Raw genomic sequence first — 12867 nt, forward strand, 5'->3', positions numbered from 1 at the left:
ACCATGCCGACCGCTTCCGAACAGGAAGGGCCGGCAAGGTGAACAGACAATCGCGGTGGGAACCGCGCCGGATCAGAAGTCGGCCGGGGTCTTGGTGGCCGGTTCTTCCTTCAGCTCCGCCTCGGCGGCGGTCTCGGCCGGAGCCTCGGCGGCAGCCTCGCCGCCCTCGGCGGCCGGGGTCGCCTGCGCCAGCAGTTCCTGCTCCCACTCGGCGAGCGGCTCGCCGGCGCCGGCTTCGGGCTTCACATCGCCCGAGGCGCGGGAGGCACGGGCCTGCACGCCCTCGGCGACCGCGGAAGCGACAACCTTGGTGAGCAGCGCGGCCGAGCGGATCGCGTCGTCGTTACCCGGAATCGGGTAGTCGACCAGGTCGGGGTCGCAGTTGGTGTCCAGGATCGCGATGACCGGGATGTTCAGCTTGCGAGCCTCACCGACGGCGATGTGCTCCTTGTTGGTGTCGACGACCCAGATGGCCGAGGGCACCTTGGCCATATCGCGGATACCGCCGAGGGTGCGCTCCAGCTTGTTCTTCTCGCGGGTCAGCATCAAGATTTCCTTCTTGGTGCGGCCCTCGAAACCACCGGTCTGCTCCATCGCCTCGAGTTCCTTCAGGCGCTGCAGCCGCTTGTGCACGGTGGAGAAGTTGGTGAGCATGCCACCCAGCCAGCGCTGGTTGACGTAGGGCATCCCGACGCGAGTCGCCTCGGCCGCGATCGACTCCTGAGCCTGCTTCTTGGTGCCGACGAAGAGAACGGTGCCACCGTGGGCGACGGTCTCCTTGACGAACTCGTAGGCCTTGTCGATGTAGGTCAGCGTCTGCTGCAGGTCGATAATGTAGATGCCGTTGCGGTCGGTGAAGATGAACCGCTTCATCTTCGGGTTCCACCGCCGGGTCTGGTGACCGAAGTGTGCGCCGCTGTCGAGCAGCTGCTTCATGGTTACGACAGCCATAGCCGCGTATCCGCCTTTCCTGTGCCGGTTGACGCAGAAACCGAGGGTCGGTCTCTGCCCTGGCGTCCGTGGCCGCCGGACCTTCCGGAAGAATTTTCGGGAGGACCAGCCGACGGCACCGTGATCGGACGCGCGAAGTCGATCCGCGTACAGCGAACCGCGTGGCCAGTCTACGACCAGCGCAGGTGAGAACATAAACGGGGTGGTCAGCGCCCGGTTTCGCGGGCGGGCTCAGCGGACGCCGGGCAACCCGCCGATCCGCAGATCAGCTCACAGTCGCCAACCGGGCATCGACTCCAGCAACGCCACGACGAGCGCAGCAAGCGCCACCACGCAGATCGCCACGCTCGTCGTCGACATCGCGAACCGTCCGTCGCTCCAGCTTCCCCACGCATGAGTGTGCAGGGTCCGGCTGCGTACTACGCAGACGGTGGCCACCACGCCCAGCGCACCGATCGCCACCAGCGCGAGCACGAGGGCCGCACGGTCGCCGCTGGTCAAGGCCACGTGCAGGAACAGCAGCGCGTTGGCCATGGCCCCCACGGCGGTGCGCCACCACGACAACGCCGTCCTCTCGGCCTGCAAACCGCGATCGGCCGCCACGGCAGGCGGGCGCTCCGGCGGGATCGAGGTCATGACAGCAGCAGTCCGATGCCGGCCAGCACGGCGATCACCGCGATACCGATCGCCAGAATCGGCACCATCACCGTGTGCGGGAGCGGACGGCCCTCCCGCATCGCCGCCCCCACCATCCGCCAGCGACCGAGGGCGCCGAGTGCGATCACGGCCGCCAGCACGATGCAGCTGATCGCCAGCGCCGATCGGATGTCGTAATGCCCGAACGGCTGCACCAACTCGTGCACCGCGACCCCACCGGCGAGCAGGCCGAGGGCGGTGCGGATCCAGGCCAGGAAGGTGCGTTCACCGGCGAGGGTGAAGCGATAGTCGAGTTCGGGGCCCTCCGTCGCGTCGGACGCGGCCGGTTCGCCGCCGGTGTCCGTGCCCGCGCGGGCGGAGCGGGGCCCGGGGGGCGCCGACGATGCGGCGGCGGGCGCGCCGGGCGGGTTCGAGTCCGCGGTGCGCGGGTCCGGCGGTGTGGCCGGGGCGGAGTCGGGCGTCTCGGCGCTCATGATCCGAACCACCGGCGAACGCGGTCCACGGAGGAGACGGCGGCCGGGCGGCCGCCGGTCATGCACGGGCCGATCACCCGTCTGCCGAACGAAACAACATGCGCCGCGGAGGTTCTCGGGACGGCCGTGACCGATTCGGCGGAATCACGACACGCGACCATCGACTGCACCTTCCTCGGGCGAGTCCGGCGGGCTCGAGCGACCACCGCGGCGTCCCACCGGGAACGCGCCCTGTTCACATGCTTGCGAGTTGTCCACACACGCCGAGACCGATCTTTCCATGCCCGTCGGTTGCGGCGAGGGTGGGACGCATGCGCTGGTTGTCGAGATTTCTTCCGGGAGTGGTGATGATGGCCGTGAGCTGCGGCGGTGCGAGCGCGTCCGCCGCGCCCCCGGCCGGATTCGGCTGGCCGCTGGAGCCGCGCCCGGCGGTCGTGCGCGGCTTCGACAAACCGCCGCACGACTGGCTACCGGGCCACCGCGGAGTGGATCTCGCCGGCGCCGACGGGCAGCCGGTACTCGCCGCCGGTGCCGGAATCGTCGTCTTCGCGGGTGAGGTGGGTGGCAAACCGGTCGTCTCGGTCGACCATCCGGGCGGACTGCGCACGACCTACGAGCCGGTACGAGCGGACGTGCCGGTCGGTCGCCGGGTCGAGCGCGGGGCGGTCCTGGGGATGCTGCAATCCGGACATGCCGGTTGTCCCGGCGTCTGTCTGCATTGGGGTCTGCGGCGTGGCCGTGACTATCTCGACCCGCTCGGCCTGGTGCGCCACGCTCCCGTGCGCCTGAAACCGGTGCGACCGCCGGCGCCCTCGGAGGCCCGCCGAGGTCCGGCGGAGGCCCGCGCCGATCTAGCGAACGGCCTCGGCGGCGGATTCCTGTTCGGACAGTTCACGTTTCCACTGCCGGAAGCCCTCCTCGGTGCGCCCGCGCCGCCAGTATCCGGAGATCGAGGCCCAATCGGCCGGCACCCCGCGCTCGGTGCGGACGTAGCGCCGCAGATCGTGCATGACCTTGTCGGCCTCGCCGTGGATGAAGACGTGCACGCGGCCTTCGCGCCAGGGCTCGGCACGGACCGCGGCGGCCAGCGCTTCGCCGGGGGTGCGATCCCCACGATGTACCCACGCGAGTTCGACCGCCGCGGGGCGCGGGAAATCCAATTCGTCCGTGGGCCCGGCGATTTCGACGAATACCCGGCCGAGGGCGTCGGACGGCAGGGCGGCACACGCCGCGGCGATGGCGGGCAGAGCCGCCTCGTCACCGGCCGCCAGATGCCAATCCGCCTCCGACTTGGGGGAATACGCACCGCCCGGCCCGAAGAGTTCGATGCGGTCGCCCGGTCGAGCCGCGGCCGCCCACGGCCCGGCGACCCCCTCGTCACCGTGGTAGACGAAATCGATCGCGATCTCCTCGGCCTCGGGGTCGACGGCGCTCACGGTATAGGTGCGCGTCGTCTCACCGTCCGGGCCGGGGAACAGCAGTTTGACGTAGGCGTCGGTGAATCCGTTGGGATGGAAACCGGTGAAACCCGGGCCGCCCAGATACACCCGGATCATGTGGTCGGTCAGGCGTCGCGTGCGCCTGACCTCGAAGGACAGTTTGGTGCGAGTACGAGCCACAGTGCGATACCTCCGATATTAGGGTTACCTAAGGAAGCGTAGCACGACTTATCTCCGATAGCTCGAAGTATATCGTCGATAATGTCGAGAGGACGATCTCGCTTCGATGCGCCATGTCGCGGCACTGCGCTGCGGGTAAGGATGGTGTTATGGCGAATTTCCCGGCCGCCGAGCCGTTCACCTATCCGGAAGTCGGAGCGACCGCCGGGGAATTCCCGCCCGGCTATCACCACTTTCGGCTGCGCCGTCGCATCGGCAGCGGACGGGCGCTGTTCGAATCCGCCGGCGATCAGATCCTGGCCTACCGCATGCAGCGCGGCACCGGCATTTTCGAACACGCCGATACCCCGGCCGCCGAACCGGGAACGGCTCTGACGGTGCGCCTGGGTATCGCCGGTATCGGCATCACGGCGCCCTGCCGGGTGATCTACGTCGTCGATGAGCCGACCCGCCGCGGCTTCGCCTACGGCACCCTGCCGGGCCACCCGGAAATCGGCGAGGAACTCTTCGCGGTGGAATACGACCCCGCCGACGAGGCGGTCTACGGCGTCGTGGCCGCCTTCTCGCGGCCCGCCGCCTGGTACACGAAACTCGGCGGCCCTGTGGTCCGTGCGGTGCAGCACTTCATCGCGGGCCGCTACATCGACGCCATCCGGCCGTAGACGACTTCCGTTGTCGGCCTCGGCGGGCATGCGCGGCGATTGTCGGATCGGCGATAAGGTCGTCCCATCGGCGTGCGACATCGCAGTATCTTGCACGACAACGTGTTTCAGCCCGGCAGCTCAGCGGAACACGGCCACCCTGCGGTCGTGACATGGCCACCCTACGACGAGGCCACGGTCGCGCCGCGCCGCTGCCTCGGCGATTCCGCTCCTCAGGCGCGGGGATGGGCTTGGTCGTGCACCCGCTTCAGCCGTTCGATCGAGACGTGGGTGTAAAGCTGGGTGGTCGCCATACTGGCGTGACCGAGCAGTTCCTGGACCACGCGCAGGTCGGCTCCGCCTTCCAGCAGATGGGTCGCGGCGGTGTGGCGCAGGCCGTGCGGACCCATGTCCGGTGCTCCCGGTACGGCCGAAACAACCTCGTGGACAACGGTTCTGGCCTGGCGCTGGTTCAGCCGGCGGCCGCGCCGGCCGAGCAGCAGCGCTCGCCCGGATTCGGTGGTGGCCAGGTGCGGGCGCCCGAAGTTCAGCCAATTCTCCAGTGCCCGATCGGCGGGCAGGCCGAACGGCACCGAGCGCTCCTTGTTGCCCTTGCCCAATACCCGCACCAGCCTCCTGCCCCGGTCCACGTCATCGATGTCGAGTCCGCACAGTTCGCTGACCCGGATTCCGGTGGCGTACAACATCTCCACCACGAGCCGATCCCGCAGAGCCATCGGGTCACGCTGCGCCGCACCGGATTCCGCGGCGTTCATGGCGGCATCGGCCTGATCCTTGCCCAGTACGGCGGGCAGCACCCGGTGCGCACGGGCCGCGCCCAGCCGTGGACCGGGATCGGCCGCGAGGCGGCCGGTGTGGGTCAGCCAGGCGGTGAACGTCCGCGCCGCCGAGGCACGCCGCGCCATGGTGGTCCGGGCTGCGCCCCCGGCCGATTGTTCGGCCAGCCACGATCGCAACAGCGGCAGATCGATCTCTCCCACCGCGGCATCGGGCGACCGGGCGCACAGATGCTCCAACAGGGATCGCGCATCCCCGAGATAGGCCCGCACCGTGTGCGCGGACCGGTTGCGTCCCAGCAGCAGATGCCGTTCGTACTGCTCGAGCAGATCCACGAGATCGCCCGGTAATCCGTCCATTTCTCCACGTTCACCGGCGCCCGGCCGGCGCGCAAGCCACCGCGCCGACAGCAGTACGGAAGGACTCGCAGATCACCGCGGAGCACGCACGTCGCATTCGCCTTTCACGCCTCCTTTCGCACGGTGCGGAACCAGCCCGAACTGTCCGACCCGACCAGGCCGGCGACCTCGAGGCCAACCAGTGCCGCGCGCACCGCGTGGATGGCGAGGCCGCTCTCGTCGGCGATCTGTTTCGGCAGTCGCGAACCGGCCACCGGCAGTTCGGCGAAGACGGCCGCCTGGTCCCCGGCCAGATCGGCGCCGGCTTCGCTGCTCCCAGGCAGTGACAGTCGCAGCGGTCCGACCTCGTCGTGGATTTCGTCGACCCGACTGACGAGAATCGCTTCGCGGTCGCGGATCATCCGGTGGCAGCCGACCGACGCCGCGGCGGTGATCGGCCCCGGCACCGCGAGGGCCGGACGGCCCAGGCGCCGCGCCCATTTCGCGGTATTGCGCGCGCCGCTGCGCATGCCCGCCTCGATCACCAGCACCCCGTCGGACAGGGCGGCGATCAAGCGGTTCCGAGCCAGGAACCGGTGTTTGTGAGCGGCTGCGCCGGGCGGATACTCGCTCACCACCACACCCGTTTCGGCGATCTCGGCCAGGAGGCGTTCGTGCTGAGCGGGATAGGGCCGGTCGATCCCGCAGGCCAGCACGGCAATCGTGTTGCCGCCGACGGCCAGCGCCGCGCGATGCGCCATCCCGTCGATGCCGAAGGCGGCACCGGACACGATCGTCCAGCCGTGCGCGGCCAGTTCGCCCGCGAGTTCGGCGGTGACCTGTTCGCCGTATCCCGAGGAGCAGCGTGCGCCGACCACGGCGATGGCCTGTTCGGTGTACTGCTGCAGTGACAACGGACCGCGGGCCCACAGCACCAGCGGCACCCCGGCGTCGGCGTCGCGGGCCGGGTCGAGTTGCGTCAGGCCCAGCAGGCGCCACTGCGGCCACTCCGGATCGTCCGGCGTGATCACCCGTCCGCCGATGCGCGCCATCAGCTCGAGATCACGCTCGGCACGGTCGATCTCGCGCCGGCGTTCGGTCGGACCGCGCAGCGATGCGGGCAGATCGCATTCCCGCACCGCACGTGCGGCCTCCACCACGCCGACTCGTGCGATGAGCGCCGACAACGCCGGACACGGGCCCTCCACCACACGGGACAGATAGACCCACGCCAGCCGTTGTTCGTCCGCGTCGACGGTCACCAGGGACGCGACGCCACCACCCGAATCGCCGCCCCCGCCGACGCTGTGACCGGTCACCGCCACACCTCCGCCTCGCCGCGGACGCGGCCCGCATGTCGCGGGTGGTGTCGCGGAACCGGACAGGCCCGTATCGCGGTCGTGTCGTCGCCCGACCTGCGAAACACGCTGTGGCTCTCCGCTCGTTCCCGACTCCGGCCGCGCTCGGCGACCACCGTCCCCACGCGGCCCATCGATCGACGGATCATCAATTCCCTCCCTTAACTCCGCATTCGGTCATCCGTACCCACGCCCACGCCCACGCCCACGCCCACGCCCACGCCCACGCCCACGCCCACGCCCACGCCCACGCCCACGCCCACGCCCACGCCCATACGATGGGCGCCGACCGGCAACGCTCGACGCTTCAGGACACGCCGCGTTGCCGAAAGTTCAACGCCTGCAGCACGTCCTGCGCCGACGGCACTTCTCCCCCGCGTAGGTCGCAGACGGTCCAGGCGACTCGGATCGCCCGGTCCGCACCCCGGGCGGACATCCGGCCCTGGCGCAGCGCGCTCTCCACCGGCGCCAGCGCATCCGCCGGCAGCCGGAAGCGCTGGCGCAGCACATGTCCCGGTACCTCAGCGTTGACGGTCCACCCGTACTCGGACCAGCGCCGCGTCGCGGCCCGGCGCGCCAGCTCGACCCGTTCCCGCACGACCACACTGGATTCGGCGTCGGAGGAAGTGAACGTCCCGGCGGCGTGCGCATGCATCTGGACCCAGATGTCGATGCGATCCATGAGCGGGCCTGACAGTTTGCCCAGATACCTGCGGCGGGCCAGCGGTGCACAGATGCAGTCGACGTCGCGGGCCGGAGCGCACGGACACGGATTCGCCGCCAGAATGAGCTGGAATCGCGCCGGGTATCGCGCCACGCCGTCACGACGGGCGATGCGAACCTCGCCCTCCTCCAAGGGGGTTCGCAACGCCTCCAGCACCTTGGTGCCGATTTCGGCACATTCGTCGAGGAAGAGGACGCCGCGATGCGCCCGGCTGACGGCGCCCGGCCGTGCGGATCCGGAACCACCGCCCACCATCGCCGATACGGAGGTCGAATGGTGCGGTGCCACGAACGGTGCCGTCGTGATGAGCGGATGATCGTCCGACAGCGTCCCGGCCACCGAATGGATGGCGGTGACCTCCAGCGACTCCGATTCCGTCAACGCCGGCAACAGCCCCGGAAGACGTTGCGCCAACATGGTTTTGCCGATGCCGGGCGGGCCGGTCAGCAACAGATGGTGGCCGCCGGCCGCGGCCACCTCCAATGCCCAGCGAGCCTCGTCCTGTCCGACCACCTCGTTGAGATCGCCGATACTTCGTCGCGGGGCGGTGTAGCTACCGTCCGGAGCCGACAGTTCGCCCTCCCCGCGCAACCAGTCGATCAGCGCGCGCAGTGTCGGCGCCCCGAGCACAGTGATCCCGTCCACCAGCCCGGCCTCACCTAGCACCGACTCGGGCACCACGACGGTCCTGCGACCGGCGGTCCGCGCCGCCAGCACGGCGGGAAGGATGCCCCGCACCCGCCGTACCCGGCCGTCGAGGGCCAGTTCACCGAGCAGCACCGTACCGGCGAGCTTCGACCCGGGCACCGAATCACCGGCGTGCAGCACGGCCGCGGCCAATGCCAGGTCGTACACGCTGCCGACCTTCGGCAACGTGGCGGGCGACAGGGCGAGGATGACGCGGCCGTCGGGCCACTTCTCACCCGAGTTCGCGACCGCGGCCCGGACCCGGTCCCGCGATTCCTGCAGGGTGGTGTCCGGACGCCCGACCAGATGGACCGACGGCAATCCCTGCCCGATATCGGCTTCGATCTCGACGAGTTGTCCGTCCACCCCGGTCACGGCCACCGAATGAGCGCGTCCCAGGGCCATCAGAACGCCGCCCGGACGTGCTCTATCCGCGCGTCCCGGCCGGGGAGCAGCAGGACCGACACCACATCGAAGCGGACCCGCCGCCACGGTCCGCTCTGTTCGGCCAGCCACAGCAGCGCGAGCCGGCGAATGCGCTGCTGTTTGGCGAAGGTCACCGACTCGGCCGGTGTGCCGAACCCCAGCCCGGAACGGGTCTTGACCTCGACGAAGGCCGTGGTGTCCGCTTCCCGGGCGATGAGATCCAATTCGCCGTAGCGACACCGCCAATTTCGTTCGACGATCCGCATCCCGGCCCCCTGCAGGAACTGCGCGGCCAGTTCTTCTCCGTGGGCGCCGAGCGCCAGATTGTGTGCCACCTGCTCAGCATGCCGTCGGCGAAACTACGGTCCGCCGGTCTCACCTGCGGAAACAGAAAGCCTGTGGATGAACCCGGGGCTGTGGATCACCAGCCGGGCCGGCGACCGATCTCCCCAGGTCGGGCCCGCTCTCGCTACCTGCGCGCTATTCGGGGAGGCGCAGGTCCGGCTTCTCCAGTTCCTCGATATTCACGTCCTTGAACGTGATCACGCGGACGTGTTTGACGAAGCGGGCGGGCCGATACATATCCCACACCCACGCATCCGACATCCGCACCTCGAAATACACCTCACCGTCGGCGTTCTGCGGGCGCAACTCGACAGAATTGGCCAGATAGAAGCGGCGTTCGGTCTCGACGACGTACGAAAATTGACCGACGATGTCCTTGTACTCGCGATACAGCGAGAGTTCCATCTCGGTTTCGTACTTCTCGAGGTCCTCGGCGCTCATGCCTCGCTCCGCTCGCTCATCGGGTGGAATATCCTCCTCTATCGCCACGAACGCGTGTAGCGTGCTCACATCATCCCGCATGGGCGGTATCGGCGGCCACCCGCCCGGTCTCCGCGGCCTCGGTGCCCCGGACATTGCGCCACGACCGGCGGTGTTCGTCACTGGGCCCGAGCCGCTCCAGCGCCGCCAGATGCTCGGGCGTGTTGTAGCCCTTGTGCGCGGCGAAGCCGTATCCGGGCAGGTCACGGTCCATCGCGACCATGATGCGGTCGCGCGTCACCTTGGCGAGGATGCTGGCCGCGGCGATACAGGCCGCCGCCGCGTCACCACCGATCACCGGCAGCGACGGGACGCTGATACCCGGCACCCGGAAGCCATCTGTGAGTACGTAGCCGGGCCGCACCTCCAGACCCGCCACCGCCCGGCGCATGCCCTCGATATTGGCGACATGGATGCCGATCGCGTCGATCTCCCACGCGGGAATCACCACGACCTTCCAAGCCAGCGCCCGGCGCACGATCACCGGATACAACTGCTCGCGCACGGCCTCGGTCAGCTTCTTCGAATCGTCCAGTCCCGCAAGGGAATCGTAGGCCTTGGGCGCGAGCAGACAGGCCGCGACCACGAGCGGACCGGCGCAGCACCCCCGGCCCGCCTCGTCGACACCCGCGACCGGACCGAGACCACTGCGGATCAGCGCCGCTTCCAGCGTGCGCAGGCCACCGGCCCGCCGCATCACCACTCGCGGCGGCCAGTCTCCTGTGCGAACCACCGGCCGGATGATCTTGCCGCCCTTACCGTTGCGCGTCGTGCGTCGCGATGTCTCCGCCACTGCACCTACCGTTCGACTATCCCGTGACTCGATTATCTCGCGCCGCGCGCCTCAGTTCGTCTGCGGATTCTGTGACCGGACCGGGCCGATCCGGCTCGGCGGCCAGATCTTGAACACCGCCTTACCGCGCACTGCGTCGACCGGCACGGTGCCGGAGTACTCGTCGTCGACATGGGCGCGCGAGTCCGCGGATTCGTTGCGGTTGTCGCCCATCACCCACAGATTGCCCTCGGGCACCTTCACCGGGCCGAATTCGCGGCCGCGCGGGTCGATCGACAGCCCGCCGGCCACCTTGGTCGCATAGGCCAGCCCCGGCTGATAGGGGTAGATGTAGTGCGCGTACGGCTCGTCGAGCGGTTTACCGTCGACCATCACCCGGCCCTGCGCATCGCAGCACTGCACGGTCTGACCGCCGGTCGCGATCACGCGCTTGACCAAGTCGTTCTCATCCGGCGGCACCAGTCCGAAGAACGAGAAGAAGTTCTGCACGCCGCGCACGACGACATTGCTGGAGCGGTTGGAGTGGTAGGACTTGTTCCACGAACCGCTCGGGCCGACGAATACCACGACGTCGCCGGGCTTGGGATCACCGAAGTCGTAGCTCAGCTTCTCGACATAGATCCGGTCGCCCGTGCAGCCGGTGCAGCCGTGCAGCGTCGGTTCCATCGACTGTGACGGGATCACATACGGCCGGCCGATGAAATTCACCACCAGCGCCGCGATCACGGCGGCGATGACGATCAGGATCGGCAGTTCCTGCCAGAAGGGCCGCTGCTTCCGCTTACGCCTGCCGCGCCGACTGCGCGATGCGGACTCGTCTTTGCGTTCGCCACCGGCACGTTTGTCATCGGCTCCGGGCACCGCCACCGACTCGCTTTCGTCTGCCACGCCGAACAGGTTATCCCGCAGCCATGTTCGTCGTCGCCCCGGCGCACCCTGCGTGCCGAGAAGGCGCGCATATCCCGGCCGGTAAAAGAAAAACCCCCGGTCGCGAGGACCGGGGGCGGGCGTGAACGGGCAGAGCCCTGATGTTCAGCGCTTCTCCTTGATCTTGGCGGCCTTGCCGCGCAGATCGCGCAGGTAGTACAGCTTGGCCCGGCGGACGTCACCGCGGGTCACCACATCGATGTGGTCGATGTTGGGGCTGTGTACCGGGAAGGTGCGCTCGACACCCACGCCGAACGACACCTTGCGCACGGTGAAGGTCTCGCGGATGCCGCCGCCCTGGCGGCGGATGACCGCACCCTTGAAGACCTGGATGCGCTCCTTGTTACCTTCGATAACCTTCACGTGCACGTTCACCGTGTCACCCGGGCGGAAGTCCGGGATATCGGTGCGCAGCGACTTTTCGTCGACGAAGTCGAGGGTGTTCATTTCCGTCCTTTGGAAGTTCGCGTGAACAGAGGAACCTGGCGGCAACTGCTCGGCCGGTTCGTGCTCCGGATATTGGGCGGTGCGCCGGGTCGAATGCGCCCAGAGCAACCTGAGCATTGTGCCAGATCAGGCCGCTGCGGGAAAAATCGCCCCCAGGATCCGCGTCGTCCCGGCGTCAATGTCCGGTGTGCTGTGGGTGGGCCGCCGTCAGGTCGCCCGCGTCGGCCGGTCCCGGCGTACCCGCCGGTGGCGGCGCGGCGGCAGGCCCGGTGCGGTCCGGTCCGTCGCGCATGGTGGCCCGCATCGCTCTGGTCCGCAGGTGGGCGGGCGGAGCGGGGACCACGGTACGCGCCAATTCTTGCTCGGCCGCACTGCGGACGTGCGCGACATCGGGTTTGCCGGCGACCAGATCCTGCACGAAGATCTTGGCCCGGATCACCGGCCGCCGGTACCGGCGTTCGCGCACGACCGCCCGGTACATCAGGCGGCGGCGCTCGCCGTAGCGCCAGCGGGCCCACGGCGCACCCGGCCGGCTCAGCCGCAGTGCGCCCACGACGAGCAGCGGCAGGAAGAACATGCCGAACAATCCGGTCCAGATCTTGCCCTTGGCGATGACGATCGCGGCCAGCACCAGATTCACCAGCGCGAAGACGCCGAGGAAACTGCGTCCCGCGACGCTGTTGTCGTGCCGGATGTCGTTGACGTCGAGCAGCCACAGCGGGTGGAAGCCGAGCAACAGCAACCCGGTGACCGCGACCGCGACGAACACCGCATCGACGGAGGTGCGTCCCTGTTCCTCCCAGTACACGTCGCGCAGGTAATAGATCAGCGCGAATTCGTCGAGCACCAGCGCCGCGCCGATACCGAAGGTCGAGGCGAGCGCGGAGATCGTGCCGACCCCGGTGTTGTAGGTCGCGACCAATCCCAGTCCCGAGGCCAGAACCAGCACCACGCCGAACACCATGTGGTGAATGTGCACGTTGCCGGCGCGCAGGTTGCCCGGCCACCAGCGCACCTGCTTGCGAATCATCCGCACACTGAGCCGGATCAACAGGAATCCGACGATGAAGCCGAGCAGGAAGCACAGCAACGGCAGGCGTCCCTCCGCGAGGATCGCGTCGTCGAACCAGCGCCGCACAGCCGTCGTCCCCTCATTCGGAACCGGGGTGTCGGGGTAGTGATGCCCCGCGAGGCCGATCATCG

The 12867-nt window shown here is 68.8% G+C and carries 13 protein-coding genes and 2 pseudogenes; 2 read left to right on the forward strand and 13 right to left on the reverse strand.

The genetic code is table 11. The features are described 5' to 3' along the window. Positions 1 to 72: 72 nt before the first annotated feature. The 3 genes and pseudogenes from rpsB to ACPCUW_RS18275 form a co-directional block, all read right to left on the reverse strand. Positions 73 to 951: a 30S ribosomal protein S2 gene (gene rpsB, locus ACPCUW_RS18265; protein ID WP_036503641.1), complete on the reverse strand. Its 879-nt coding sequence runs from the start codon at positions 949 to 951 to the stop codon at positions 73 to 75. 270 nt (positions 952 to 1221) lie between these two features. After that, on the reverse strand, positions 1222 to 1587 hold the full coding sequence (locus ACPCUW_RS18270; protein ID WP_064903939.1) for a DUF202 domain-containing protein: 366 nt from the start codon (positions 1585 to 1587) through the stop codon (positions 1222 to 1224). Then, a pseudogene (locus tag ACPCUW_RS18275) lies at positions 1584 to 1904 on the reverse strand (YidH family protein); the annotation flags it as partial. The pseudogene ACPCUW_RS18275 and the gene ACPCUW_RS18270, both read right to left, overlap by 4 nt. A 524-nt stretch (positions 1905 to 2428) precedes the next feature. Between ACPCUW_RS18275 and ACPCUW_RS18280 the strand changes: the two are divergent. Next, positions 2429 to 2878: pseudogene (locus ACPCUW_RS18280) on the forward strand (M23 family metallopeptidase); the annotation flags it as partial. A gap of 54 nt (positions 2879 to 2932) precedes the next feature. On the opposite strand, the gene ACPCUW_RS18285 reads toward ACPCUW_RS18280, so the two are convergent. Beyond that, a complete protein-coding gene (locus ACPCUW_RS18285; RefSeq protein WP_423426082.1) occupies positions 2933 to 3700 on the reverse strand; it encodes a siderophore-interacting protein in 768 nt (255 codons plus the stop codon). A gap of 149 nt (positions 3701 to 3849) precedes the next feature. On the opposite strand from ACPCUW_RS18285, the gene ACPCUW_RS18290 reads away from it, so the two are divergent. Further along, the gene (locus ACPCUW_RS18290) at positions 3850 to 4362 is read left to right on the forward strand and encodes a DUF1990 family protein (RefSeq protein WP_423426083.1); all 513 of its coding nucleotides are present in this window, start codon (positions 3850 to 3852) and stop codon (positions 4360 to 4362) included. 212 nt (positions 4363 to 4574) lie between these two features. On the opposite strand, the gene ACPCUW_RS18295 is transcribed toward ACPCUW_RS18290, so the two are convergent. From ACPCUW_RS18295 to ACPCUW_RS18335, 9 genes are all read right to left on the reverse strand, one after another. Next, positions 4575 to 5498: a tyrosine recombinase XerC gene (locus ACPCUW_RS18295; protein WP_423426085.1), complete on the reverse strand. Its 924-nt coding sequence runs from the start codon at positions 5496 to 5498 to the stop codon at positions 4575 to 4577. Between the two features lie 104 nt (positions 5499 to 5602). After that, a complete protein-coding gene (gene dprA / locus ACPCUW_RS18300) occupies positions 5603 to 6739 on the reverse strand; it encodes a DNA-processing protein DprA (RefSeq protein ID WP_423426139.1) in 1137 nt (378 codons plus the stop codon). A 403-nt stretch (positions 6740 to 7142) separates the two neighbouring features. Continuing rightward, complete coding sequence (locus ACPCUW_RS18305; RefSeq protein ID WP_423426087.1) at positions 7143 to 8651, reverse strand: YifB family Mg chelatase-like AAA ATPase; 1509 nt, start codon at positions 8649 to 8651, stop codon at positions 7143 to 7145. Next, the gene (locus ACPCUW_RS18310) at positions 8651 to 9007 is read right to left on the reverse strand and encodes a YraN family protein (RefSeq protein WP_063018385.1); all 357 of its coding nucleotides are present in this window, start codon (positions 9005 to 9007) and stop codon (positions 8651 to 8653) included. The genes ACPCUW_RS18305 and ACPCUW_RS18310 overlap by 1 nt, the downstream gene beginning before the upstream one ends. 145 nt (positions 9008 to 9152) lie before the next feature. After that, on the reverse strand, positions 9153 to 9458 hold the full coding sequence (locus tag ACPCUW_RS18315; RefSeq protein ID WP_011210678.1) for a DUF2469 domain-containing protein: 306 nt from the start codon (positions 9456 to 9458) through the stop codon (positions 9153 to 9155). A 70-nt stretch (positions 9459 to 9528) separates the two neighbouring features. Continuing rightward, positions 9529 to 10230: a ribonuclease HII gene (locus tag ACPCUW_RS18320; protein ID WP_255401827.1), complete on the reverse strand. Its 702-nt coding sequence runs from the start codon at positions 10228 to 10230 to the stop codon at positions 9529 to 9531. A 111-nt stretch (positions 10231 to 10341) separates the two neighbouring features. Then, on the reverse strand, positions 10342 to 11178 hold the full coding sequence (gene lepB / locus ACPCUW_RS18325; RefSeq protein ID WP_169812472.1) for a signal peptidase I: 837 nt from the start codon (positions 11176 to 11178) through the stop codon (positions 10342 to 10344). A 144-nt stretch (positions 11179 to 11322) separates the two neighbouring features. After that, positions 11323 to 11664: a 50S ribosomal protein L19 gene (gene rplS, locus ACPCUW_RS18330; RefSeq protein WP_030513071.1), complete on the reverse strand. Its 342-nt coding sequence runs from the start codon at positions 11662 to 11664 to the stop codon at positions 11323 to 11325. Positions 11665 to 11839: 175 nt separating this feature from the next. After that, positions 11840 to 12802, reverse strand: coding sequence for a hypothetical protein (locus ACPCUW_RS18335; RefSeq protein WP_423426141.1), 963 nt, complete (start codon positions 12800 to 12802; stop codon positions 11840 to 11842). Between the last annotated feature and the right edge of the window lie 65 nt (positions 12803 to 12867).

The organism is Nocardia sp. AB354, from assembly GCF_049538315.1.
GTDB lineage: Bacteria > Actinomycetota > Actinomycetes > Mycobacteriales > Mycobacteriaceae > Nocardia > Nocardia nova.